This window comes from Saccharopolyspora cebuensis (genome assembly GCF_039542665.1).
GTDB lineage: Bacteria > Actinomycetota > Actinomycetes > Mycobacteriales > Pseudonocardiaceae > Saccharopolyspora > Saccharopolyspora cebuensis.
The window spans coordinates 144,903-169,587 of sequence record NZ_BAABII010000016.1; the positions used below are offsets into that span (position 1 = coordinate 144,903).

At 73.1% G+C, this 24,685-nt stretch carries 22 protein-coding genes and 1 tRNA gene; 16 read left to right on the forward strand and 7 right to left on the reverse strand.

Annotated features, from left to right (window positions below):
- The first annotated feature begins 125 nt into the window (after positions 1-125).
- The 6 genes from ABD976_RS20855 to ABD976_RS20880 all read left to right on the forward strand — a co-directional run bounded on the left by ABD976_RS20855 (position 126) and on the right by ABD976_RS20880 (position 7,796).
- The gene (locus ABD976_RS20855) at positions 126-1,442 is read left to right on the forward strand and encodes an ABC transporter substrate-binding protein (RefSeq protein WP_345365761.1); all 1,317 of its coding nucleotides are present in this window, start codon (positions 126-128) and stop codon (positions 1,440-1,442) included.
- Complete coding sequence (locus ABD976_RS20860; RefSeq protein ID WP_345365763.1) at positions 1,439-2,404, forward strand: carbohydrate ABC transporter permease; 966 nt, start codon at positions 1,439-1,441, stop codon at positions 2,402-2,404. The genes ABD976_RS20855 and ABD976_RS20860 overlap by 4 nt, the downstream gene beginning before the upstream one ends.
- The gene (locus ABD976_RS20865) at positions 2,397-3,236 is read left to right on the forward strand and encodes a carbohydrate ABC transporter permease (RefSeq protein ID WP_345365765.1); all 840 of its coding nucleotides are present in this window, start codon (positions 2,397-2,399) and stop codon (positions 3,234-3,236) included. The genes ABD976_RS20860 and ABD976_RS20865 overlap by 8 nt, the downstream gene beginning before the upstream one ends.
- A 59-nt stretch (positions 3,237-3,295) precedes the next feature.
- A complete protein-coding gene (locus ABD976_RS20870; RefSeq protein ID WP_345365767.1) occupies positions 3,296-5,242 on the forward strand; it encodes a cellulase family glycosylhydrolase in 1,947 nt (648 codons plus the stop codon).
- 1 nt (position 5,243) lies between these two features.
- On the forward strand, positions 5,244-6,632 hold the full coding sequence (locus ABD976_RS20875; RefSeq protein WP_345365769.1) for a GH1 family beta-glucosidase: 1,389 nt from the start codon (positions 5,244-5,246) through the stop codon (positions 6,630-6,632).
- A 240-nt stretch (positions 6,633-6,872) separates the two neighbouring features.
- Entirely contained in the window at positions 6,873-7,796 is a 924-nt protein-coding gene (locus ABD976_RS20880) for an AEC family transporter (protein WP_345365771.1), read from the forward strand.
- A gap of 22 nt (positions 7,797-7,818) precedes the next feature.
- On the opposite strand, the gene ABD976_RS20885 is transcribed toward ABD976_RS20880, so the two are convergent.
- Both ABD976_RS20885 and ABD976_RS20890 read right to left on the reverse strand, forming a co-directional pair.
- The gene (locus ABD976_RS20885) at positions 7,819-9,423 is read right to left on the reverse strand and encodes a flavin-containing monooxygenase (protein ID WP_345365773.1); all 1,605 of its coding nucleotides are present in this window, start codon (positions 9,421-9,423) and stop codon (positions 7,819-7,821) included.
- Positions 9,424-9,592: 169 nt separating this feature from the next.
- Positions 9,593-10,516: a U32 family peptidase gene (locus ABD976_RS20890; protein WP_345366841.1), complete on the reverse strand. Its 924-nt coding sequence runs from the start codon at positions 10,514-10,516 to the stop codon at positions 9,593-9,595.
- A 172-nt stretch (positions 10,517-10,688) separates the two neighbouring features.
- Between ABD976_RS20890 and ABD976_RS20895 the strand changes: the two genes are divergently transcribed.
- The 3 genes from ABD976_RS20895 to ABD976_RS20905 all read left to right on the forward strand — a co-directional run bounded on the left by ABD976_RS20895 (position 10,689) and on the right by ABD976_RS20905 (position 13,420).
- Positions 10,689-11,861 (forward strand): CaiB/BaiF CoA transferase family protein, encoded by a 1,173-nt coding sequence (locus ABD976_RS20895; protein WP_345365775.1) that lies wholly within the window; start codon positions 10,689-10,691, stop codon positions 11,859-11,861.
- Positions 11,862-11,948: 87 nt separating this feature from the next.
- Complete coding sequence (locus ABD976_RS20900; RefSeq protein WP_345365777.1) at positions 11,949-12,422, forward strand: anthrone oxygenase family protein; 474 nt, start codon at positions 11,949-11,951, stop codon at positions 12,420-12,422.
- Positions 12,423-12,493: 71 nt separating this feature from the next.
- Positions 12,494-13,420: an NADP-dependent oxidoreductase gene (locus ABD976_RS20905; RefSeq protein ID WP_345365779.1), complete on the forward strand. Its 927-nt coding sequence runs from the start codon at positions 12,494-12,496 to the stop codon at positions 13,418-13,420.
- A gap of 697 nt (positions 13,421-14,117) precedes the next feature.
- On the opposite strand, the gene ABD976_RS20910 is transcribed toward ABD976_RS20905, so the two are convergent.
- On the reverse strand, positions 14,118-15,089 hold the full coding sequence (locus tag ABD976_RS20910) for a TIGR03557 family F420-dependent LLM class oxidoreductase (RefSeq protein WP_345366843.1): 972 nt from the start codon (positions 15,087-15,089) through the stop codon (positions 14,118-14,120).
- 120 nt (positions 15,090-15,209) lie between these two features.
- Between ABD976_RS20910 and ABD976_RS20915 the strand changes: the two genes are divergently transcribed.
- Complete coding sequence (locus tag ABD976_RS20915) at positions 15,210-15,554, forward strand: DUF8129 domain-containing protein (RefSeq protein WP_345365781.1); 345 nt, start codon at positions 15,210-15,212, stop codon at positions 15,552-15,554.
- A gap of 154 nt (positions 15,555-15,708) precedes the next feature.
- Here ABD976_RS20915 and ABD976_RS20920 read toward each other — a convergent pair whose 3' ends face one another.
- Complete coding sequence (locus tag ABD976_RS20920; protein WP_345365783.1) at positions 15,709-17,211, reverse strand: SLC13 family permease; 1,503 nt, start codon at positions 17,209-17,211, stop codon at positions 15,709-15,711.
- 266 nt (positions 17,212-17,477) lie between these two features.
- On the opposite strand from ABD976_RS20920, the gene ABD976_RS20925 reads away from it, so the two are divergent.
- The 3 genes from ABD976_RS20925 (at position 17,478) to ABD976_RS20935 (ending at position 19,591) form a co-directional block, all read left to right on the forward strand.
- Positions 17,478-17,888, forward strand: a complete 411-nt coding sequence (locus ABD976_RS20925; RefSeq protein WP_345365786.1) for a carboxymuconolactone decarboxylase family protein — start codon at positions 17,478-17,480, stop codon at positions 17,886-17,888.
- Between the two features lie 43 nt (positions 17,889-17,931).
- Complete coding sequence (locus tag ABD976_RS20930; protein ID WP_345365788.1) at positions 17,932-18,843, forward strand: NAD(P)-dependent oxidoreductase; 912 nt, start codon at positions 17,932-17,934, stop codon at positions 18,841-18,843.
- Positions 18,844-18,907: 64 nt separating this feature from the next.
- The gene (locus ABD976_RS20935) at positions 18,908-19,591 is read left to right on the forward strand and encodes a GntR family transcriptional regulator (RefSeq protein WP_345365790.1); all 684 of its coding nucleotides are present in this window, start codon (positions 18,908-18,910) and stop codon (positions 19,589-19,591) included.
- 12 nt (positions 19,592-19,603) lie between these two features.
- On the opposite strand, the gene selD is transcribed toward ABD976_RS20935, so the two are convergent.
- The 3 genes from selD to ABD976_RS20950 form a co-directional block, all read right to left on the reverse strand.
- On the reverse strand, positions 19,604-20,599 hold the full coding sequence (gene selD, locus ABD976_RS20940; RefSeq protein ID WP_345365792.1) for a selenide, water dikinase SelD: 996 nt from the start codon (positions 20,597-20,599) through the stop codon (positions 19,604-19,606).
- 56 nt (positions 20,600-20,655) lie between these two features.
- A tRNA-Sec gene (locus ABD976_RS20945) sits at positions 20,656-20,751 on the reverse strand.
- Between the two features lie 78 nt (positions 20,752-20,829).
- Entirely contained in the window at positions 20,830-21,969 is a 1,140-nt protein-coding gene (locus tag ABD976_RS20950; RefSeq protein WP_345365794.1) for a M20/M25/M40 family metallo-hydrolase, read from the reverse strand.
- Between the two features lie 126 nt (positions 21,970-22,095).
- Here ABD976_RS20950 and ABD976_RS20955 point away from each other — a divergent pair, with 126 nt between their 5' ends.
- From ABD976_RS20955 to menC, 3 genes are read left to right on the forward strand one after another with little or no spacing between them, the layout of a single operon-like run.
- Positions 22,096-22,854 (forward strand): hypothetical protein, encoded by a 759-nt coding sequence (locus ABD976_RS20955; RefSeq protein ID WP_345365796.1) that lies wholly within the window; start codon positions 22,096-22,098, stop codon positions 22,852-22,854.
- Positions 22,851-23,519 (forward strand): MurR/RpiR family transcriptional regulator, encoded by a 669-nt coding sequence (locus tag ABD976_RS20960; RefSeq protein ID WP_345365798.1) that lies wholly within the window; start codon positions 22,851-22,853, stop codon positions 23,517-23,519. Before ABD976_RS20955 ends, ABD976_RS20960 begins: the two co-directional genes overlap by 4 nt.
- The gene (gene menC / locus ABD976_RS20965) at positions 23,516-24,634 is read left to right on the forward strand and encodes an o-succinylbenzoate synthase (RefSeq protein ID WP_345365800.1); all 1,119 of its coding nucleotides are present in this window, start codon (positions 23,516-23,518) and stop codon (positions 24,632-24,634) included. The genes ABD976_RS20960 and menC overlap by 4 nt, the downstream gene beginning before the upstream one ends.
- Positions 24,635-24,685 lie beyond the last annotated feature (51 nt).

The following is a 24,685-nucleotide window of genomic DNA, read 5'->3' on the forward strand; positions in this document are numbered from 1 at the left end:
GGACGCACCGCCCGTAACGACCCGGTAACCCACGCCCGCGCGCTCTTCTGGTTAACCGGTTAAGTCCCTAGCTTGGGTTCCCACGGACCCAACGGAGGGTCCGGCGGGATACGAGGAGTTCTGTCGTGTTCAAGCGGCCTCTCGTGCTATCACTCATCGCGGTGCTGCTCGCAGGCGCGTTGGCCGGCTGCGCGAGCAGCGAGCCGGCGGACGGGTCCGGCGGCACCCTGACCTACTGGGCGAGCAACCAGGGCAAGAGCGCCCAGCAAGACCTGGAGATCCTCGGCGTGGAACTGGCCGAGTTCACCGAACGCACCGGCATCGAGGTCGACGTCGAGGTGATCTCCTGGGCCGACCTGCTCAACCGCATCCTGGCGGCGGCGACCTCCGGCGTCGGCCCGGACGTGGTCAACCTCGGCAACACCTGGGCGGCCTCGTTGCAGGCGACCGGGGCCTTCGTCGAGTTCGACGACCGGCTCATGCAGCGCTTCGGCGGCCGGGACCGGTTCCTGGCCAGCAGCATGACCTCGGCGGGGATGGCCGGTCGGCCGCCGAGCTCGCTGCCGCTCTACGGCCTGGCCTACGGGCTCTTCTACCACAAGGAGCGCTTCGCCGAGGCCGGGCTGGAACCGCCGCGCACCTGGGCGGAGTTCGTCGAGACCGGTCGGCGGCTCACCGATCCGGAACGGGACCGGTGGGGCCTGACCATCGCCGGGGCCAGCTACACCGAGAACGCGCACTTCGCGTTCATGTTCGGCCGCCAGAACGGCGTGCACCTCATCGACGAGCGCGGCCGGGCCACCTTCACCTCCCCGGGCGCGGTGTCGGCGGTGCAGCGCTACCTCGACCTGATGGGCCCGGGCGGGATGGTCAGCCCGGAGGACGCCGAGGAGGGCAACGCCTCGGCCGCCGCGGCCAACTTCACCGACGGCAGCGCGGCGATGCTCATCGCGCAGAACAGCATCATCCCCACGCTGGAGAGCAGCGGGATGTCCGCCGAGGAGTGGGGCGTGGTGCCGATGCCGGTGCCCGAGCCGCTCCCGCCGGGCGGCGCGGTGGTGCGCAGCCACGTCGCGGGCTCCAACATCGCGGTGTTCGAGGACAGCCCGCGCCGCGAGGAAGCGCTCCAGCTGGTCGAGTTCCTGACCAGCGCCGAAACCCAGGCCGACCTCAACATCGCCTACGGCACGCTGCCCGTGGTCACCGACGCCTACCGCGATCCGGCCTTCGACAACCCGGTGGACCACGTGTTCCGGCAGGTGCTGGAGCAGGATTCCGAGACGGTGCCGATGATCCCCAACGAAGCCCACTTCGAGACCACGGTCGGCGCCGCGATGCGCGACCTGTTCGCCCGGATCGCCACGGGTCAGGACGTCACCCGCGACGACGTGCGCGCCGCCCTGGACGACGCCGAGCAGAAGATGCGGGGGATCGGAGGATGACCGACACCGCCGCGGTGCGCACCGCGCCCGCCGAATCCCCGAGCACCCCGCCGCGCGGCCGGTGGCGGCCCGGCCGCCGCTGGTTGCCCTACCTGCTGGTGCTGCCCGCGCTGCTGTTCGAGCTGCTGGTGCACCTGGTCCCGATGGTCGGCGGGCTCTGGATGAGCCTGCTGGAGCTGACCCAGTTCTGGCTGCGGGACTGGCTCAACGCCCCGTTCGCCGGACTCGCCAACTTCCGGTTCGCGCTGGACTTCGACAGCGCGGTCGGCACCCAGCTGCTCACCTCCTTCGGCATCACCCTGGCCTTCGCGGTGCTCACCGTGGGGATCTCCTGGGCGTTGGGCATGTTCGCGGCCACCCTGCTGCAACGCTCGTTCCCCGGCCGGGCGGTGCTGCGGGCGCTGTTCCTGGTGCCCTACGCGCTGCCGGTCTACACCGCCGTGATGATCTGGAAGTTCATGCTGGACCAGGGCGACGGCATGGTGAACTCCGTGCTCGCGTCGCTGGGCGGCAGCGGTGAGACGTTCTGGCTGCTCGGCGACAACGCGTTCCTGAGCCTGGTGGTGACCGCGGTGTGGCGGCTGTGGCCGTTCGCGTTCCTGGCGCTGATGGCGGGGATGCAGTCCATCCCGACCGACGTCTACGAAGCCGCGACGGTCGACGGGGCCGGGGTGTGGCAGCAGTTCCGGTCGATCACGCTGCCGATGATGCGGCCGGTCACCCAGGTCCTGCTGCTGGTGCTGTTCCTGTGGACCTTCAACGACTTCAACGTCGCCTACATCCTGTTCGACAAGTCGGTGCCCAGCGCGGCGAACCTGCTGTCCATCCACATCTACAACAGCTCGTTCCTGACCTGGAACTTCGGCCTCGGGTCGGCGATGTCGGCGCTGCTGCTGCTGTTCCTGCTGCTGGTCACCGCGGGCTACCTCGCGGTCACGTCCCGGAGGTCGAGCGATGTCTGAGCCGAACTGGTACCGCGTGCTGCGGGTGGTCGGTCTGGTGCTGCTCGGGCTGTTCACCACGCTGCCGCTGGTGACGATGGTGACCACGGCGGTCAAGCCGCTCTCCGACGTGCAGGACCGGTTCCAGTGGATCCCGTCGGAGATCACCTTCCAGCCCTTCGTCGACATGTGGTCGACCATCCCGCTGGCGGACTACTTCATCAACAGCGCGGTGGTCTCGCTCGGCGCGGCGGCGCTGTCGCTGCTCGTCGCGATCTTCGCGGCCTACGCGATCAGCCGGTACCGGTTCCGCGGCCGGGACTCGTTCCGGATGGTCGTGCTGTCCACCCAGATGTTCCCGGGCATCCTGTTCCTGCTGCCGCTGTACCTGCTCTACGCCACCATCGGCCAGGCCACCGGGATCGTGCTCTACGGCAGCCACCTCGGGCTGATCATCACCTACCTGACGTTCTCGCTGCCGTTCTCGATCTGGATGCTCGTCGGCTACTTCGACACGATCCCGCGCGAGCTCGACGAGGCGGCGCTGATCGACGGGGCGGGACCGGTGCGGGCGCTGGTCCGGGTGGTGCTGCCCGCGGCGCGGCCGGGCATCGCGGCGGTCGGGGTCTACGCGTTCATGACGGCGTGGGGCGAGACGCTGTTCGCCTCGATCATGACCACCTCGGACACCCGGACGCTCGCCGTCGGCCTGCGGGAGTACTCCACCCAGACCTCGGTGTACTGGAACGAGGTGATGGCGGCCTCGCTGGTGGTGAGCATCCCGGTGGTCATCGGGTTCCTGATGATGCAGAAGTACCTGGCGCAAGGGCTCACCGCGGGCGCGGTGAAGTGATCGGGCACCGCCGGGCGGGGCGCCGCCCGGCGGGAACCTTTTCGAGGAGGGCACTACCGATGCGACGCGACTCGGCCAAGCTGGTGGTGGGCGGCCGACCGGCCGTCTGGCTCGGGGCCAACTTCTGGTCCCGCACCGGCGGGCCGCTGATGTGGCGGAACTACGACCCGGAGGTGGTGCGCGAGGAGCTCCGGGTGCTGCACGAGCACGGTCTGCGGCAGACCCGCTCGTTCTTCTACTGGCCGGACTTCATGCCGACGCCCGGGACGATCGACGAGGACGGGTGCGCGCACTTCGCGGACTTCCTCGACGCGCACCGCGAGCTGGGCATGGCCTCGATCCCGACCTTCCTGGTGGGGCACATGTCCGGGGACAACTGGGATCCGGCGTGGCGCGGCGACCGCGATCTCTACGCCGACGTGTGGCTGGTGTCCCGGCAGGCCTGGTTCATCCGCGAGATGACCCGGCGCTTCGCCGCGCACCCCGCGGTGGCGGCGTGGCTGATCAGCAACGAGATGCCGATCTACGGGCGGTTGCGGCACCAGCCGCCGGCGCCCACCGAGCAGGTCACCGCCTGGGCCGAGCTCGTGGTGCAGGCGGTGCGCGCCGGCGGCGGGCACCAGCCGGTGTCGCTCGGGGACGGCGCCTGGGGCATCGAGGTGACCGGCGTGGACAACGGCTTCTCGGTGCGCGAGACCGGTGCGCTGGTGGACTTCGTCGGCCCGCACGTCTACCGGACCGACAGCGACCCGGTCCGCCAGCACCTCGGCGCCGCCTTCGTCTGCGAGCTGGCGGCGGTGGCGGGCAAACCCGTGGTGCTGGAGGAGTTCGGCCTGTCCAGCGACCAGGTCGGCGAGGACGGCGCCGCGCACTACTACCGGCAGACCCTGCACACCTCGCTGCTGGCCGGGGCGACCGGCTGGCTCGCCTGGAACAACACCGACTACGACGACCTGATCGGGCAGCCGCCCTACTCGCACCACCCGTTCGAGATGCACTTCGGCATCACCGACCACCGGGGACGGCCGAAGCCGCCGCTGCACGAGCTCGCCGCGTTCGCCGAGGTGCTCGACGCGGTGGACTTCGCCCGCTGCGAGCGGGTCCCGGCGGAGGCGGCGCTGGTGGTCAGCGAGTACCTGGAGCGCGGCTACCCCTTCGCCCAGGACGACGACCGGCCGCTGATCTTCGGCTCGCTGCACCAGGCCTACGTCGCGGCCCGGGAAGCCGACCTGGCCCTCGGGTTCAGCCGGGAGCGCGACGGCGTGGCCGAGGACTGCGCGCTGTACCTGCTGCCCTGCGTCAAGCAGCTCCAGGGCCCCACGTGGCAGCGGCTGCGGCAGCGGGTCGCCGACGGCGCGGTGCTGTACCTGTCCTACACCTCCGGCGAGGTCGGCCACCACCGGCAACCGTGGCTGCCCTACCTCGACGAGACCTTCGGGGTGCGCAAGCAGCTCACCTACGGCGTGGTCGACGAGGTCGGCGACGAGGTCGTGGAGCTGACCTTCGGCACCGACTTCGGCGGCATCGCCGCGGGCGAGGTGCTGCGGTTCCGCGCGGGCGGCAACGCGCACAGCCGGACCCACCTGCCGGTGGTGCCCGACGGCGCCGAGGTGATCGCCACCGACGCGCACGGCAGGCCCGCGCTGCTGCGGCACCGGGTCGGCGCGGGGCAGGCGGTGCTGTGCGCCTACCCGCTGGAGCACTTCGCCGCGGTCACCCCGCGGGTCAACCCGGAGGACACCCACCGGCTCTACGCCGCGCTGGCCGAGGTCGCCGGGGTGCGCCGCCCGGTCGCGGTCGACGACCCGCGGGTGCTCGTCGACGTCCTGGCGCACGAGGACGGCAGGCGGTTCTGCTGGCTGGTCAGCCAGCACGAGCAGGAGCGCGCGGTGCGCCCGGAGGTCACCGGGGGAGCGCTGCACGAGCTGGGCACCGGAGCGGACGCGTCGACGATCGTGCTGCCCCCGTTCGGGGTGCGGGTGGTCGAGTGGAAGGAGCAGGGCTGACATGGACGGAGTCGCCGGATTCCCGGTCTTCCCGCCCGATTTCCGGTTCGGGGTGGCCACCGCGGCCTACCAGGTCGAGGGCGCCGTGGCGGCAGGCGGCCGGGGGCGGTCGATCTGGGACACCTTCGCCGCCACCCCGGGCCGGGTGCACGGCGGGGACACCGGGGAGGTCGCCTGCGACCACTACCACCGGTACCCCGAGGACATCGGGCTGATGCGCACCCTGGGCGTGGACGCCTACCGGTTCTCGATCGCCTGGCCGCGGATCCAGCCGGAGGGCAGCGGGCCCGGGCTGGCCGCCGGGCTGGACTTCTACTCCCGGCTGGTCGACGAGCTGCTCGCGGCGGGCATCGAGCCGTTCCCGACGCTGTACCACTGGGACCTGCCGCAGGCCCTGGAGGACCGCGGCGGCTGGCGGGAGCGCGACACCGCGCAGCGCTTCGCCGACTACGCCGCGCTGGTGCACCGGCGGCTCGGCGACCGCGTCGGGCACTGGACGACCCTCAACGAGCCGTACTGCACCGCGTTCGTCGGCCACGCCGAGGGCAGGCACGCACCCGGCACCCGGGAGGGCGCCGGGGCGCTGCGGGCCGCGCACCACCTGCTGGTGGCGCACGGCCTCGCGGTGACGGCCATGCGCGAGCAGCGGCACGGCGACGAGCGCTTCGGCATCACGCTGAACCTCAACTCGGTGCGCCCGGCCGGCGACGACCCGGCCGACCTCGCCGCCGCCCGGCGCCAGGAGTGCCTGTCCAACCGGGTGTTCACCGACCCGGTGCTGGCCGGCCGCCACCCGGAGGCGGAGCAGGAGACCTGGGGGGAGCTGACCGACTTCGGGTTCCGCCGGGACGGCGACCTGGCGCTGGCGAGCACCCCGCTGGACTTCCTCGGCGTGAACAACTACTTCCCGGAGTACGTGCGGGCCGCGCCGCACGAACAGCCCGATCCGGTGCGCCGCGACGCCGCCGACATCGGGGCGGCGAAGGTGCACCCGGAGTGGGCGGGCGCGACCACGATGGGCTGGCCGGTGGAACCGGCCGGGCTGGGCCGGGTGCTGCGGTGGCTGCGCGCCGAGTACCCGGGACTGCCGCCGATCCACGTCACCGAGAACGGCACCTCGGGCTTCGACGAACCGGACGAAGCGGGCCGGGTGGCCGACCCGCACCGGATCGGCTACCTCGACGGGCACCTGCGGGCGGTGCGCGAGGCGATCGCCGACGGGGTGGACGTGCGCGGCTACTTCTGCTGGTCGCTGCTGGACAACTTCGAGTGGGCGCACGGCTACCGGCAGCGCTTCGGCCTGGTGCACGTCGACTACGCCGACCAGCGGCGCACGCCGAAGGACAGCTTCGACTGGTACCGCCGGGCGATCCGGACCGCCCGGGGCTGATCCGCCCGGCCGCGGGCGGGCCCCACCCCGCGGGCGATCCGGCCCGCCCGCGGCCGGAGATGACCACAGTGGACGGACGGCGGCGGGTGTGCTCCTGGTCGCACTTCCGCCCCGTCCGGGCCGCCGTGCCCTAGGATTCAGGGGCAGCGGAACTCTTCTTCGGAGTCGGCGGAACATGTCCACTTCCCGGAACCCGGTACCCGGCGCCACCGTCCACGGTGGACTCACCGGCGCGACGTCGTGAGCGGGGTGCTCACCGGCTTCGGCGTCATCGCGGTCATCATCGTCGTCGGTTACGCGCTGGGCAGGCTCGGCACGCTCGGCGATTCCGGCCGCGAGGTCCTGACCAGGCTCTCCTTCTTCGTCGCCACCCCGGCGCTGCTGTTCGCGATGCTGGCCGAGTCGGACCTGTCGGTGCTCATCTCGGCGCCGCTGGTGGTCTCCGCGCTGAGCACCTTCCTGGTGGCCGGGCTGTTCGTGCTGGTCGCCGCCCTGCGGCGGTGGAACATCCGGCGCGCCACCATCGGGGCGCTGTGCTCCAGCTACGTCAACGCGGGCAACCTGGGCATCCCGATCGCGGTCTACGTGCTCGGCGACGCCTCGCTGATCGCACCGGTGATGCTCTTCCAGCTCCTGGTGCTCACCCCGATCGCGCTCACCGTGATGGACGCCGCCCGCGAGGGGCCGCCCCCGCCCTGGTGGCGCCGGGTGCTCGCGCCGTTCAGCAACCCCATCGTGATCGCCTCGCTGGCCGGGGTCGGCACGGCCGCCCTGGGCTGGCGCGTCCCGACCGCGCTCGCCGAGCCGCTCACCCTCATCGGCCAGCTCGCGGTGCCCTCGGTGCTGCTGGCGTTCGGCATCTCGCTGCACGGCAGCCCGCTGCCCGGCGTCGGCGAGGAGCGCGGCCCGGTGCTGGTGTCGGTGGTGCTCAAGTCGTTCGGGCACCCGGTGGCCGCGTGGGCCATCGGGGCCGGGCTGTTCGGCCTCACCGGCGCTTCGCTGTTCGCGGTGGTGGTGATCTCGGCGCTGCCCGCGGCGCAGAACCTGTTCACCTACGCCTCCCGGTACCAGGCGGGGGTGCGCCTGGCCCGGGAGTCCATCCTGCTGTCCACCGTCCTGTCGGTCCCGGTGATCTTCACCGTCTCGGCCCTGCTCGGCGTCTGAAGGCCGTTCCCGCGGGGTCGGACTACCCGGCCGCGGTCAGGTGGAAGCCCCGGTAGCCCTGCCGCGCGACCTCGTCGCACAGCTCCCGGTACACCCCGACACCGCCGATGTAGGGCATGAACACGCGCGGTTTGCCGGGCACGTTGGCCCCCATGTACCAGGAGGCCGCCTGCGGGAACAGCGTCTCGTCGGCGACCTCGTTGACGTGCTCGGCCCACTCCCGCTCGGCGGCCGGGTCGGCCTCGCAGCGCCGGGTCCCCGTCTCGCGCAGGTGCTCCAGGTGCTCGGCGATCCACTCCACGTGCTGCTCGATGGACACGATCATGTTGCTCAGCACCGACGGGCTGCCCGGCCCGGTGATGGTGAACATGTTCGGGAACCCGGCGTTGGCCACGCCGAGGTAGCTGCGCGGCCCGTCCCGCCACTTGTCCCGCAACCGCAGGCCGTCCACGCCCCGGATGTCGATCCGGGTCAGCGGCCCGGTCAGCGCGTCGTAGCCGGTGGCGAACACCAGCACGTCGAACTCGTGCTCGCGGTCGCCGACCCGCACCCCGCGCGGGGTGATCTCCGAGATCGGCTGCTCCCGGAGGCTGACCAGCTCGACGTGCTCGCGGTTGTAGGTGGCGTAGTAGTCGGTGTCCACGCAGATCCGCTTGGTGCCGATCGGGTGGTCGTAGGGGCACAGCAGCTCGGCGGTCTCCGGGTCGTCGACGGTGGCCCGGATCTTGTCCCGGACGAACTCCGCGGACAGGGCGTTGGCGTCGGGATCGCGCAGCGTGGCCTCGTAGGTGGCGGTGAACGTGGTCCCGCCGATGGCCCAGCGCCGTTCGAGCTCGGCGCGCACCTGCTCGGCGGGCAGCTCCAGCGGGTCCTCCTCGCGCTGCTCGGACAGGATGCCCGAGTGCGACATCCGGGCCTCGGCGCGGAGCCTGCCGTAGTCGGCCTTCACCCGCCGCTGCTCCTCGTCGGAGAGCGGGTGGTTGTGCGCCGGGATGCTGAACTGCGCGGTGCGCTGGAAGACGGTGACCGACGCGGCCTGCTCGGCGATCACCGGGATGGCCTGGATCGCCGAGGAGCCGGTGCCGATCACGCCGACCCGCTTGCCGCCGAAGTCGACGGGCTCGTGCGGCCAGCGGCCGGTGTGGTAGGCCTCGCCCGCGAAGGAGTCGCGGCCCGGCAGGTCGGGCAGCTGCGTCGCCGACAGGCACCCCACCGCGGTGATCAGGAAGCGGGCCCGGGTCCGCGCGCCGTCCTCGGTGGTGAGCACCCACTCGTCGGCGTCCTCGTCGTAGGCCGCCGAACGCGCGGTGGTGCCGAAGCTGATGTCGCGCCGCAGGTCGAACCGGTCGGCGACGTGCCGGGCGTAGCGCAGGATCTCCGGCTGGGAGGGGTAGCGCTCGGTCCACCGCCACTCCTGCTGGAGCTCCTCGGAGAAGGAGTAGCAGTAGTACAGGCTTTCCACGTCGCAGCGGGCGCCCGGGTACCGGTTCCAGTACCAGGTCCCGCCGACGTCGTCGCCCTTCTCGTACACGTGCGCCCGGAAACCGCGCTCCCGCAGGGTGTGGAGCATGTACATGCCGGCGAACCCGGCTCCGATGATGATCGCGTCGTGGCTGTCGTCGGTCATCCGGCTGACTCCTCATCGTCGTCGGCGAGGTGCGTGACCGCGGAGCGAACTGATCGTTCGCTCAGTTGAGCGTGCCGCGCTTTTCCCCGTACGACAAGGGAGACCACCGGTCGGAGCAACGCCCGCGCCGCCGCGGGGGGCCGGTGGCGTCCGTCCAGCGGAAGGCGGATCAGGCGGCGGGCACCGCGAGCCCCTTGGCGCCGAGCGCGGAGGTGGTGGCCGCCGGGGCGTGGCGGGCGAGCAGGTCCAGGCCGATCCGGGCCCGGCGCACCCGCTCCCGGCCCAGCGCGATCGCGGTGGGCGTGAGGTGGGTGCCCGCCGGGTAGATGTTCGGGGCGTTGCGCAGCCCGAACTTGACGTGGACCGGGGCGGCCACCCGCACGATCTCGGCGATCTCGAAGTGCCGCACGAAACCGCCCATGTCGTCGGGGGCTTCGACGTAGACGTCGAGCGGCAGGTCGGTGGCCTGCCGGATGGCGGCGAGCTGCCCGATGCTGAGGTCGGTGGGCACGTTGTAGGTGTCGGCCCCGAGGTCCTCGGCGATGCGCACCGAGGCGGGGTTCGCCAGCCCCATCTGCACGCTGATCTTGAACTGCAGGTCGGGCGGCAGGTCGCCCGCGGTGCGCATCCGCGCGGCGATGGCCAGGACGCCGAGATCGGTGATGAGCACGCTGCGGATGCCGGCCTCGGCGGTGCGGCGGATGTCCTCCAGCACGTGCACGACCTGTTCGGTGCCGCGCGCCTGGGCGGCGACCGAGCCGCCCGCGGGGGCGGTGGCCATCGCCCCGGTGTCCCAGCCCGCGACCGGCCGGGCGAACAGGCTCAGCTCGACGTCGTGCGCCGCGCCGGTGGCGGCCATCCGGGCCAGCTCGTCGTCGGTGAGCAGCATGCCGCCGCTGCCCTGGGAGATCCGGTGCACCACGACCTGCCGGGCGGCGATCTCGTCGAGCACCGCCGCCAGCACCTCGGGGCCCTCGGTGCTGGGGATCTCGACCCGGTACTGGGCGCCGTCGGGGAAGCGCTTCGCGCTGGTCACCGGGCTGTCGTCGGCGGGGAGTCCTTGCGAGCGCAGGAATTCGCGGGTCTGGTGCACGATGGCTCCGTTCGAGATGCCGAACAACGTTCGGACAATACTACGATCACCGGAAATCACCGGTCAAGGTGCCCGGCGCCTGTCTCACGAAGCCCTTCCCGGTGGCGCCGCGGATTGCGACGGTGGAGCGGCGGCCCGGAGGTCCCGGGGCGCGGAGAGGAGTGCGCCGAGCATGGAGCACGCAGCACCGCACCGACCGCTTCCGCTGGTGGGCATCACCGTCGTCTCGCTCGAACAGGCGGTGGCCGCCCCGCTGGCCACCCGGCACCTGGCCGACCTCGGCGCCCGGGTGATCAAGGTGGAGCGGCCGGGGGCGGGGGACTTCGCCCGGGCCTACGACACCACCGTGCACGGCCAGTCCAGCCACTTCATCTGGCTCAACCGCAACAAGGAGAGCGTCGCCCTCGACCTCAAGGACGACGCGGACCTGGCGGTGCTGCGGCGGTTGCTCGCCGAGGCCGACGTGCTGGTGCAGAACCTCGCGCCCGGGGCGCTGGAACGGCTCGGGCTGGTCCCCGACGAGCTCCGCGCGCAGCACTCCGGACTGATCGTGGCGGGGATCTCCGGGTACGGCGGCGACGGCCCCTACCGCGACAAGAAGGCCTACGACCTGCTGGTGCAGTGCGAGGCGGGCGTCGTGTCGATCACCGGGACCCCGGAGGTGCCGAGCAAGGCCGGTCTCCCCGTCGCCGACATCGCCGCGGGCATGTACGCCTACTCGACGATCCTCGCCGCGCTGTTCGAGCGGACCCGCACCGGGACCGGTCAGGTGCTGGAGATCTCCATGCTGGAGGCGCTGTGCGAGTGGATGGGCTACCCGCTGCACTTCGCCGCCTACGGCGGTGAACCGCCGCGGCGCACCGGCGCCAGCCACGCGGCGATCGCGCCCTACGGACCGTTCCGCACCGGCGACGGCGAGCGGGTCTTCCTCGGCGTGCAGAACCACCGGGAGTGGGAATCCTTCTGCGGGCTCGTGCTCGGCAGGCCCGAGCTGGTCGCCGACGCGCGCTTCGCCGACAACAGCAGCCGGGTCGCCGCCCGCGACGAGCTGACCGCCGTGGTCGAGGAGGCGTTCGCCGCGCTGTCGGCGGACGAGGTGGTCGAGCGGCTGGAGCGGGCCCGGGTGGCCAACGCCCGGCTGCGGTCGGTCCCGGACGTCGTCGACCACCCGCAGCTCGCCGCCCGGGACCGGTGGCGGGAGGTGGGCACCCCGCGCGGTGCCGTCCGCGCGCTGCGGCCGCCGGGCCTGGCCGCCGACCGGGAGCTGCGGATGGACCCGGTCCCGTCGGTGGGGGAGCACACCGGGTCGGTGAAGGCCTGGCTGGCGGAGCTGGACCGGCGCTGACCGTCCGGAACACCTCCTCGGTGCACTAGGTTCTCCGGCAGCGACAGGTTCTCCGGCAGCGACGGCCGGTGCCCGAGGAGGAACCCGATGACGGCGGTGCAGAGCGCGGTGCTGGTGCTGGCGACCCTCGCCCACGGCCTCGTGGCGGGCCTGTTCTTCGGCTTCGCCTGCGCGGTGATGCCCGGGCTCCGCGGCGTCGACGACCGGACCTTCGTGCGGGTCATGCGGCGGATCAACGCCGCGATCCTCAACGCCTGGTTCGGCGCGGCGTTCGCCGGGGCGCCGGTGCTCACCGCCGTGGCGCTGCTGCTCGCGCTGGTCTCCGGCGACGCCACGGCGCTGCCGCTGGTGCTCGGCCTGCTGGGCTCGCTGGTGGTGCTCGTGGTGACCCTCCGGGTCAACGTCCCGCTGAACGACGGGCTGGAGGCCGCGGGTGAACCGGCCGCCGCGGCGCGCGCCCGGTTCGAGCGGCCGTGGGTGCGGTGGAACGCGGTGCGGGCGGTCGCGGGCACGGCGGCGATCGGGTGCGCCTGCTGGGCCTGCATGCTCCAGTTCGCCTGACGGTCCGCGGCCCGCGGACCCGCTCGGCGCCGGGCGGAATACGGCGGGCGCCGCCGGGAGTTGCTGCCGACATGAAGGCGATGACGTACGAGCGCTACGGCGCACCGGGTGACGTGCTGGAGCTGCGGGACCGGCCCAAGCCGAAGGTGGCGCCGGGCGAGGTGCTCGTCCGGGTCAGCACGGCGGCGGTGAACCCGGTCGACTGGAAGCTGATGGCCGGGTACCTCGACGAGATGATGCCGACGTTCTTCCCGGTGACCCCGGGCTGGGACGTGGCCGGGGTGGTCGAGGAGGTCGGTCTGGACACCCCCGAGTTCCGGCCCGGGGACGAGGTCCTCGCCTACGCCCGCAAGGACTTCCTGCACGACGGCTCCTTCGCCGAGTACCTGTCGGTGCCGGTCCGCGCCGTCGCGGGCAAGCCCGCCTCGGTGGACTGGAACCAGGCCGCGGGACTGCCGCTGGCCGGGCTCACCGCCTACCAGCTCCTCACCCGGCTGGGGCTCAGCGGGGCCGACACCGTGCTGGTGCACGCGGCCTCCGGTGGGGTGGGCGTGCTCGCCGCCCAGCTCGCGCGGGCCGAGGGCGCGCGGGTGATCGGCACCGCGTCGCCGGCCAACCACGAGTTCCTGCGCGGCTTCGGGGTGGAGCCGGTCAGCTACGGCGACGGGCTGCCCGAGCGGGTCCGCGAGCTGGCGCCCGACGGGGTGGACCTGGTCGCCGACTTCGTCGGCGGCGTCGTCGACGACACGCTCGCGGTGCTGCGCGAAGGCGGCAGGCACGGGTCGGTGGCCGATCCCTCGGTCGCCGAGCGCGGCGGGCGCTACGCGTGGGTGCGGCCCAGCGGCGCGGACCTGTCGGTGCTGGCCGGGCTGGTCGCCGAGGAGTCGGTGGTGGTGCCCATCGCGGAGACCTTCCCGCTCGACCGCGCGGCCGAGGCGCTGGAGCTCAACCAGGGCGGGCACGTCCGGGGCAAGGTGACCGTCCGGGTCGCCGCCTGAGCAGGCGCGTGCGGCACGCCCCGAGGTGCGGGAATCGGCTCGCCCGGGACGGGTATCCGGTGGCGGTGGGACGACTCGGACGTCCCGCGATGATCTGTGACTCAGGTCACAAAATGATCTCGATAGCGCCGGGTTTCCGCCTGATTACCCTCGGGAATTCCGCCAGGTGAGCCGGGAGCACCGGTGAACTGGAGCAGTACGAGGGGGTATGGCGATGCGCGGCGGAAACGCCAATCGCCGGTGGGCGACGACCCGCCGGGCGAGCACCGAGCAGGTCGAGGTGCCCGTCGAAGTGGACGTACCGGTGCAACGCGGCCCGCAGGACCGCTTGCTGCGGTGCGGGCCGGGGGCTCCGGACACGTTGCGCGCGTTCGTCACCAGGCGGCGCGTGCACGTGGGGAGCCCGGACCGTTAGCGGTTCTCCCGCAGCGCTGGGGCGGCCGGAGCGATCCGGCCGCCCCACGTGCGTCAGCGCCTGGTGAGACGGGCGCTCGCCCGCTTCGTCCGGTGCCGCATCCGCCAGGACCAGGGTCCGACGCGCACCGACCACGAACGCGCTCCGCCCGGCCCGCGCCGCCAGCGCAGCGGCCCGAGCCGCTTGGTCCGATAGCTCCGCAGCGGTGAGCCCAGCACGACCGTCCTCCTTCGGCGTTCGGCAGCGGTTCCCGCCGGGGTGGGTTCCCCGTCGCGGCGGATCTCAACCCGCGGCGGCCCGCAGCGCGGGCAGCAGCTCCTCCTCGGCGAAGGCGAAGAAGCCTTCCCGGTCGTCGTCGACCCCCGCCTGCACCAGGCAGATGTCGGTGAACCCTGCCTCCCAGTAGGACTGGAAGGCGGCCACGATCGGCTCCACGTCCGGGCCGCAGGGGATGGCCGCCTTGACGTCCTCCACCCGCACGTACTGGTTCGCCGCGGCGAAGGCCGCGGTGCCCGGCAGCTCGGCGTTGGCCTTCCAGCCGGCGGCGAACCAGCGCATCAGCTCCCACACCCGCTGCGCCGCCCGGTCGCGGTCGCGGCCCCAGGAGATCGGGAGCTGGCCGATCTTGCGCCCCGCGTCGCCGCGCGCGGCGTCCCAGCCGGAGCCCAGCTCGGGGTTCGGCTCGGTGGCGATCATCGCGTCGGCCGCCCCGGCGAACCGGCGGACCGACTGCTGGCCGGACACGGCCACGCCGATCGGGACCCGGCGGTCCGGCAGGTCCCAGAGCTTCGCGGAATCGACCCGGTAGTGGTCGCCGACGTAGTTGACGTAGCCGCCGTCGAACAGCGCCGAGATGATCTCCAGCGCCTCGGAGAACATCTCGTGCCGCACGTTCACCGGCGGCCAGCCCTCCCCGATGACGTGCTCGTTGAGGTTCTCGCCCGCGCCCAGCCCGAGCAGGAACCGGTCGTCGGAGAGCAGCCCGATGGTCGCGGCCTTCTGCGCCACGACCGCCGGGTGGTAGCGCATGATCGGCGCGGTCACGTAGGTCATCAGTTCGACGCGCTCGGTGACCTGGGCGACGGCACCCAGCACGCTCCAGGCGTACGGCGCGTGCCCCTGCTCGTCCAGCCACGGGAAGTAGTGGTCGCTCATCACCTCGAAGTCGAAGCCGGCCGCTTCGGCCGCCGTCGCCTGAGCCACCAGCTCCTTCGGTCCGGACTGCTCGGTCATCAGCGTGTACCCGAATCGCACCATGCGTACCAGGCTGGCACGTTCCCCGTGCCGTCGCCGCCTGAGCGGGCGGCGGTTTCGCCGGAGCGCGAGCGGGGAACACGAGGTGATGCCCGGATGAGCTCGACCGAGGAGGCGGACGTGTCCGCAGAGAACCTGCCGCTGCCCGACTACGACCACCTGCCGATGGGCTCGTTGCAGCACCGCATCCGCTCGCTGACCAGCGACGAGCTGGCGCAGGTCCTCGACTACGAGCGCGGCCACAACGACCGCCCGCAGGTGGTGGAGCTGCTCAACCGGCGGATGGCCGAGCTGGAGGCCGGCGCCGAACCCGCCCCCGGGGCGCAGGACGAGGAGGACCCGGTGGAACTCGGCCGGTCCTCGGGCGGCTCCCCGGTCGGACCCGGCGGATCACCGGAGCCGATCCACCCGCCGCGCCACGGCGTCCAGGGCCCCGGCAAGCCGAAGGGCAACCGCGCCCGCTGATGAGCGGTGTCCAGCCCCCGGCCCCCATGACCGGTCCCACCGGTCCCGGGGGCTGGACCCGGGTGCCTCGGCACCGGTACGACCATAGGACGGGCGGGCCCGCTCCGCCCGTCGTCCGCTGTGGACCCCGCGAGGCGGGGTCACCGGTGCGCCCTCACAGCATCAGCGGCACGACGGTGTGCGCGGCGGCCACCACCAGCAGCAGTCCCACCAGGTCGAGCGCGCCGCCCGCCCTGGCCATCTGCCCGGTGGTGACGTGCCCGCTGGCGAAGGCGATCGCGTTCGGCGGAGTGGCCACCGGCAGCACGAAGCCCACGCTGGCGGCCATCGTGATCGCCACCGGAAGGACCACCGGGTCCGCGCCCAGGGCGATCGCGACCCCGCCGGCGATCGGCAGGAACAGCGCGGTGGCGGCGGTGTTGCTCATCAGCTCGCCGACCAGCACGACCACCACGGCCATCGCCGCCACGACCGCCACCAGCGGCAGCGCCGAGAGCGAGCCGAAGAACTCCGCCACCCAGTCACCCAGGTCGGTGGCGCTGAACTGGGCGGACAGCGACAGGCCGCCGCCGAACAGCAGCAGCACGCCCCACGGCACCTCGCGGGTGTCCGACCAGGTCATCAGCCGCTGGCCGGGCCGCTGCCCGCTGGGCACCAGGAACAGCGCCACGATCACCGCGATCGCCACGGTGGCGTCGGACATGCGGGACAGCCACGGCACCACCTCGACCAGCGGGGTCCGCGCCAGCAGCGGGAACACCACCCAGGACAGCGCCCCGGCGGCGAACACCGCGAGCAACCGCGCCTCACCGCGCGACATCCGGCCCAGCGTCGCGCGCTGCTCGGCGATCAGCTCGGCGCCGCCGGGCAGTTCCGGCGTCCGGATCCGGAAGATCACCCGGGTCAGCAGGAACCAGGCCACCACCAGGAACACCAGCACCACCGGCAGCATGGTCAGGAACCAGTCGAGGAAGGTGACCTCGATGCCGTGCGCCTCGCCGAGGTAGGCGGCCAGCATCGCGTTCGGCGCCGCGCCGATGGTGCTGGCCATGCCGCCGATCGTGGCCGCGTAGGCGATGCCCAGCACCACGCAGGTCGCGAAGTTGCGGTCGGGTTCGCCGCCGCGCGCGCTCAGGTGCACCAGCGACAGTCCGATCGGGACCATCATCATGGTGCTCGCGCTGTTGCTCACCCACATCGTGATGAACGTCGTGGCGATCATGAACCCGGCGATGATCCGGGTGGTGCTGGTGCCCATCACCGCCACGATGGCCAGCGCGATGCGGGTGTGCAGGTTCCACCGCTGCATCCCGGCGGCGAGCATGAACCCGCCCATGAACAGGAAGATCGTGTCGTTGGCGTAGGGCGTGGCCGCGGTGTCGAACTCGGTCACGCCCAGCAGCGGGAACAGCAGCAGCGGGAGCAGGGCGGTGGCCGCGAAGGGCAGCGCCTCGGTCATCCACCACACCGCCATCAGCGCGGCCACGGAGGCCACCAGGCGCCCGTCGGCGGACAGGCCCGGCTGCCCGACGGCCAGCAGCAGGTGGACGGTCGCGGCCGCGACCGGTCCGGCGACGAGGCCGATCCGCTTCGCCCGGGACGGCGGTGGCTCTGGGTGGTCCACGTCGACGGAGGCCGACTGCGGTGCGGTGGTCATGCGGGCTCCTCGATCGACGTTGATGGGAGTTCCGGGGACTTCCGCCGGTGCGGGGCGGAGTTCGGCGGCGCGCTGCGCGGCGCGGCAGTGCCGGAGTGATCGGACGGTATTACCGCTCCCCGAGGACGTCAATACTCGATCGTTCTCGAAACCCCTTGGCACGGACCGGGATTGACTGGACCGTATTACTGTCATACGTTCCGTCGCGTTCGCAGCGGCGACGAGCGGTCCCGCGGCGCCGCGCTCGACGGAAGGCGGAGACCCCGATGGACGAAGCCCAGCAGTACATCGACGACATGGCCCGCGCTCGCGGTTACGTGCTCGACTACCACAAGGTGATGGCCAAGCACGATTTCGACGTGCTGCGCGCCGCCAACGGCATGGTCGCCGCGGCCTACCTGGACCAGCGCACGCTGGACCGCCGCACCAAGGAACTGATCTTCATCGTCAGCCTCACCGTGATGCGCGCGTCGAAGGGCCACATCCAGAGCCACATCCGGGTCGCGCTGGACCTGGGCGTGTCACCCCGCGAGATCCTGGAGGCCATCGAGATCGCGCTGCCCGAAGCGGGGATCGTGGCGTTCCAGACCGGGTTCGACGCCTGGCGCGAGGTCGTCGGGGCGGAGGGGATCGAGCCGAGCGTGCAGGTCCACGAAGGCGGTGGCGGCGCGAGCTGAACGGGCGAGGTGCAGGAGCCAGCTGAAGGAGGAAGGTGCAGCCGTGGAAACCACGTTCATCGGCCTCGGCACGATGGGACGGCCGATGGTGGCCAACCTGGTCCGCGCCGGCGTCGCCGAGGTGTCCGTCCACGACGCCGATCCCGCCGCGCTCGCCGAGGTGGCCGCGGCAACCGGTGCCCGGCCGCTGGCGGAGGCGGCCCGCGCCGCCGATTCCGACGTCGTGATCCTGATGCTGCCCGACGCCGGGGTGGTCCGCGCGGTGCTCGGCGATCCCGCCGACCCGGGGAGCCTGGCGGCCCGGCTGGCGCCGGGCGCGCTGGTGGTCGACATGGGGTCGTCGGCGCCGCGGTCCACCGCGGCCCTGGCCGCCGCGCTCCGGGAGCGCGACGTCGGCCTGGTCGACGCGCCGGTCTCCGGCGGCCCGCGCAAGGCGGCCACCGCCGAGCTGACCATCATGCTCGGCGGTGCCGACGAGGACTGCGCGCGGGTCGAGCCGCTGCTGCTGGCGATGGGCGGCCCGCCGACCCGGACCGGTCCGGTGGGCTCGGCGCACGCGCTCAAGGCGCTCAACAACCTGCTGTCGGCCATCGGGCTGGTGGGTGCGCTGGAGGTGCTCACCGTCGGCAAGGACTTCGGGCTCGACCCCGCGGTGATGCTCGACGTGATCAACCGCTCCACCGGGCGCAACCAGTCGACCGAGGTCAAGATCGGTCCGCAGGTGCTCGGCGGCGGCTTCGACGTCGGATTCTCGCTGGCGTTGACGGTCAAGGACATCGGCACCGCGCTCGACCTGGCCCGCGCCCAGGGCATCGACAGCCCGCTGGCCGAGACCTGCGTGCGGGTCTGCCGCGAGGCCCTGGACTCGTTGCGCGGGACCGAACCCGACCAGTCCGAGGTGGTCCGCCACCTCGAACGGCGCTCCGGGGTCCGGCTGACCCCGGAACCGGGATGAGCCGCACCGGTGGTCGCGGGCCTGCACTACCATCTGCGCTCGGCGGACATGATCGGGAGGCGGGATGCCGGGGCAGGTGAGGCGGGTGGCCGCGCCGCTGCGCGAACAGGTCCTGGAGCTGCTCCGGGCCGACATCCTGGCCGCCGAGTTCGCTCCGGGGCAGCGCCTGGTGGAATCGCGGCTGTGCGAGCGCTTCGAGGTCTCGCGCACCGTGATCCGCGAGGTGTTGCGGCAGCTGGAATCCGAGGGCTTGGTCGCCCTGGTGCCGCACCGGGGCCCGGTGGTCGCCGAGCTGACCCGGGCCGACGCCAAGGCGCTCTACGAGGTGCGGGGCGCGCTGGAGGGCCTGGCCGGGGCGCTGTTCGCCGAACGCGCGGACACCGGGCAGCGCAACCGGTTGCGCGCGGCGATGCGGGTGGTGCGGCGCGACTTCACCGGCGCCGACCTGACCCGGAGGTTGGCGATCAAGGACGAGTTCTACGGCGCGCTGATCGACGGCGCCGACAACGAGATCGTCCGCTCGACGCTGCGCGGCATCCACGCCCGGGTCCAGCTCCTGCGCGGGATGACGGTGCAGGCCGAGGGCCGGGCCCGGCGCAGCGTCCGGGAACTCGCCCAGATCACCGATGCGGCGGCGGTGCGGCGCGACGTCGACGCGGCGCGGGAGGCGTGCGAGCGGCACGTGCGCAACGCCGCCGTGGTGGCGCTGGCGGAACTGGACGCCCGCGCCACCGACCCCGCGCCGTGACCGCCCCGGCGCTCAGCCCAGCGCGATCGAGGGCGTGCCGGGGCGGGCGCTGATCACCTCGCCGATCACCGGCGCGCCGGGGACCTCGCCCGCCACCAGCAGGCCGCCGGAGGTCTGGGCGTCGGCCAGCAGCAGCACCTCCTCCTCCGGCACCGCGCCCCGGTGCAGGTGGGCGTCGACCCACTCCAGGTTGCGCCGGGTGCCGCCGCTGACGAAGCCGTCGCGCACCGCCTCGCGGGCGCCGTCGAGGTAGGGCACCGCCGCGTGGTCGACCCGGGCGGCGGTCCCGGAGGCGCGCATCATCTTGTGGAGGTGGCCGAGCAGCCCGAAGCCGGTGATGTCGGTGGCCGCCGCCGCACCGGCGGCCACCGCCGCGGCCGACGCCTCGCGGTTGAGCGTGGTCATCGTCGTGATCGCCTGCTCGAAGCGCTCGCCGGTGGCCTTGTGCCGGGTGTTGAGCACCCCGACGCCCAGCGGTTTGGTCAGCGACAGCGGCGTGCCGGGGCGCGCGGTGTCGTTGCGCAGCATCCGCTCCGGATCGACCAGCCCGGTGACCGCCATGCCGTACTTCGGCTCGCTGTCGTCGACGCTGTGCCCACCGCCGACGTGGCACCCGGCCGCCCCGGCCACCTCGCAGCCGCCGCGCAGCACCTCGGCGGCCAGGTCGAACGGCAGCACCTCGCGGGGCCAGCACAGCAGGTTCACCGCGACCAGCGGGGTGCCGCCCATCGCGTACACATCGGACAGCGCGTTGGTCGCCGCGATGCGCCCCCAGTCGTAGGGGTCGTCGACCACGGGGGTGAAGAAGTCGGTGGTGACCACGATGCCGGAGCCGCCGTCGACCCGGACCACGGCGGCGTCGTCGCCGGTCTCCAGGCCGACGACGAGGTCGGCGCGCGGGTCGACGACCTGCGGCGAGAGCCCGGCGACGACGGTTTCGAGCTCACCCGGCGGGATCTTGCAGGCGCAGCCGCCGCCGTGCGCGTACTGGGTCAGTCGAACGGTCATACCCGCATTGAAGCAGAGAACCGGGGCGGCGGTCCGCGCCCGGCGGCGGGGGAGGTTGGCGGAGACGGACGGGAATCGAACCCGCCGCGCCGAGGTGCTCGGCGCCATCGGCTTTGAAGGCCGTGGGGGCCACCAGGCACCCTGACGTCTCCGCCGAACACCCTAGCGAACCCCGCGGCGTCCCGCGCGTCCCGGGGCGGGTCCACAGTGGCCGCTCGGGCCGCCGGTGCTCAGAGCCGGGACAGCAGCGCGGCGGTGAGCACGGCCCGCTCGGGCAGGCTCGCGGCCACGATCCGCTCGTCGGGCGCGTGCGCCCCGCGCCCGACCGGGCCGAGCCCGTCCAGGCTGGGCACGCCGAGCGAGCCGGTGAGGTTGGTGTCGGCGGCCCCGGACGCCGGGCGGCCGGTGGCCCGCTGCCCGGCGTGCTCGCCCGCTTCCGCCAGCACCCCGGTCAGCGCGCGGTCGGCGCCCGGTTCCGGCCACACCGGCCTGCTGGTGAGGACCTCGGTGGTCACCTCGGCCCCGCTCCGGTGCGCGGTGAGCCCGTCGAGCGCGGCGAGCACCGCCCGCTCGGTGCCGGTGTCGGTGAACCGCAGGCCGATCTCGCACCAGGCCCGGCCGGCGACCACGTTGGTCCGGCCCCCGCCGCCGATGGTGCCCACGTTGCACAGCACGTCCGGGTGCTGCTCGGCCAGCCGCCGGACCGCCAGGACCTGGTCGACCAGCTCCTCGATCGCCGAGGTGCCGTCCTCCGGGGCCAGCGCGGCGTGCGCTTCCCGGCCGGTGACGTCGATGCGCACCCGGGTGCTGCCCCAGCGCGCGGTCTTCACGGCACCGTCGGGGTGCGGCGGTTCGAACCCGAGGGCGGCGACGGCCCCCGCGCAGTGCTCGGCCACCAGGTCGCGGGCCGAGGCCGACCCGACCTCCTCGTCGGCCACCACGATCGCGGTGATCGGCCGGTGCGGCAGACCGCGCTCGGCGAGCAGTTCGAGCGCGGTCTCCAGCACGACCAGGCCGCCCTTCATGTCGTAGACGCCGGGTCCGCGGATGAAGCCGTCCTGCTCGACCCAGGGCACCGCGCCGGTGAGGGTGCCGGTCGGCCACACGGTGTCGTGGTGGCCGAGGCACAGCACCGGTTCCCGGTCGTGCCCGCCGTCGGAGCCGGGGAAGCGGGCGACGAGGTGCGCGCCGGTGTCGCGGGCGTGCCGCTCGACCGCCGCGCCGAGGCCGGCGTAGCGGTCCTGGATCAGGTCGAGCAGCGCATCGAGGGTGTCGGTGTGACCGCTGGGCGTCTCCAGGTCGACGTAGCACTTCAGCCGGTCGCGCATCCGGGCCGCGTCCACGTCGCGCTGAGCATCGAGGGTGTCCACAGATAAGGAACGTATCCTTACCTGATCCGCGCGGCAAGCCGGTTGACTTTCAGGTCGGATGCGCTCATCGTGTTCGACATACGTTACGCAAATTCGTCTCCGGCGGTGCCGGGGAAGGAGCAGGTGGTGTCTCGCGGACAGGGTGACGGGTTCGTCCTGCGGAACCTGGACACGGTGGAGCTGCAGCGGCAGGCCGCCGCGCTGTACCGCCGGGTCTTCGGCTACGGCGATCCGGACTTCGGCCTCAGCCCGCGGCTGCTCACCGGCCTGCTGCGCAACGGCGGATCGGTGGTCGGCGCCGTCGACCGCGACGGCGCGCTGCTCGCCTTCGCCTACGGCATGTGCGCCGCCGACAGCACCGGCGGCTACCACTACTCGCAGGCCGCCGTGGTCGCCCCGGGCAACCAGGGGCGCGGGCTCGGGCGGCTGCTCAAGCAGGCGCAGGCCGAGGTCGCCCGGAGCACCGGGACCCGCCGGATGCGCTGGTCCTACGACCCGCTGGTCGCCCGCAACGCGCACTTCAACCTCGACGTGCTCGGCGCCGTCGGCCGCTGGTACGTGGCGGACTTCTACTTCGACGGCGACTCCGACCGGGTCGTCGTGGAGTGGGACCTCGACGGCCGCGCCGAACCCGTCGCCGCCCGGAGCCCGGAACGGGGGCCGGACCGCTGGGCGTGGGGGCGGACCTGGCGCGAGGGCGACGACGGCTGGCTGGCGGTGCCCGCCGACCTCGACGGGCTGGGCGAAGCGGACCGAATCGAGCTGCGCGACCGCGTGCGGGACGGGTTCCGCGGGTTCCTCGGCGACGGCCTGGTGGCCCGCTCCTGCACCCGCGCGGACCCGGGGACCGCGGTCTACCGGTTCACCGGGCGGGGCGCGGCATGAGCGGGACCGAGGAGGCCAACAACTCGCTGCAGAGCCCCCGGCAGCGGTTCGACGCGCGGGTGCGGCGCCGGTCCGCCGCGGCGCTGCAGGACCGGGTCGTCGCGCAGGAGGTCCGCTCGCTGGACGCGGCGATGGGCTCGATCGTGGGCGACGGCTCGGTGGAACGGGCCGCCGCGCTGGTCGTCGGCGCCCGGCGGCGGTTCATCCTGGGCATGGGCAAGTCCTTCGCCTACGCCTGCCTGCTGGCCGCCGACCTCGGTGCGTCGCTGTCCAACGTGACCACCATCGACGGGCGCATCGTGCAGGCCATCGACGTGCTCACCGAGGTGCGGTCCAGCGACGTGCTCGTGGTGTTCTCGTTGCGGCGCTACCGGCGGGACACCGTCGAGGCCGCCCGCCAGTTCGCCGCCGGCGGTGGCGCGCTCGTCGTGATCACCGACTCCGAGCAGGCCCCGCTGGCCGCGGTGGCCGACGTGCTCATCGTGGTGCAGACGGAGAGCGCCTCCTATTCGGATTCGCCGACCGCCATCGCCGCCGTGGCCCACGTGCTCGCCACCCTGACCACCGCCAGCGCCAAGGGCGCGCAGCGCCGCCTCGGCGAGCGCGACCGGTTCTCCCGGGCGCTGGGCACCTACCTCGACGACGCCGGAACGGAGCTCCCGTGAAGATCGACCAGGCCACCCTGCACCGCGTCCGGCTGCCGCTCAAGCACAGCTTCCAGACCAGCTCGCACCGCAAGGCCCACCTGGAGCACGTGCTGGTGCGGCTGGTCGACGCCGACGGCGCCGAGGGCTGGGGCGAGATCGCCTCCGGCAGCGATCCCTACTACGCGCCGGACACCACCGACACGAGCTGGTTGATCGCCACCCGCTACCTGCTGCCCGCCGTCCTCGGCCACGAGGTCGACCACCCCTCGGAAGTCGCCGCGCTGCACGGCAAGGTGCGCGGCCACCGGTTCGCCGCGGCCGGGGTCGACATGGCCGCGTGGGCGCTGTGGACCCGGCGCCGCGGCGAACCGCTGGCCCGCGCGCTGGGCGGGGTCCGGGACACCGTCGTGGCCGGGGTGTCGCTGGGCATCGAGCCCACCATCGACGACCTGCTGGCGCAGGTCCAGCGGCACGTCGACGCGGGCTACCCGCGGGTGAAGCTCAAGATCGCGCCGGGCTGGGACGTCGAGCCGGTCGAGCAGGTGCGCGCCGCGTTCCCGGACCTCGACCTGCACGTCGACGCCAACGGGGCCTACCTCGACGACCCGGACCACCTGGCCGTGCTGCGCGCGCTGGACCGCTTCGGGCTGACCATGATCGAGCAGCCCTTCGCGCCCCGCGCGCTGCTGCCCTCGGCCGCGCTGCAGGCCGCCATCGACACCCCGGTGTGCCTGGACGAATCGGTGGACACCCTCGACGACCTGCGCACCGCGATCGCCCTCGGGGCGGGCCGGGTGCTCAACATCAAGGTCTCCCGGATGGGCGGCCTGACCACCGCCGTGGCCGCCCACGACCTCGCCCGGGACGCGGGCTGGCCGGTGTGGTGCGGCGGGATGCACGAGTTCGGCGTCGGCCGGATCGCCAACGTGGCGCTGTCCAGCCTGCCCGGGTTCACCCTGCCCTCGGACGTCTCCGCCTCGGACAAGTACTACGAGCGCGACGTCGTCGTCCCGCCGCTGACCGCGGACCGGGGCGTCGTCGCCGTGCCCACCGGCCCGGGGCTCGGCGTCGAGGTCGACACCGACTTCGTCCTCGCCGCCGGCGAGCAGACCTTCCGCACGCGCGCCGGCTGAACCTCGCGCGGTCGGACGCCCGTCCTGTCCCCGAAACCCGCGAGGACGTGA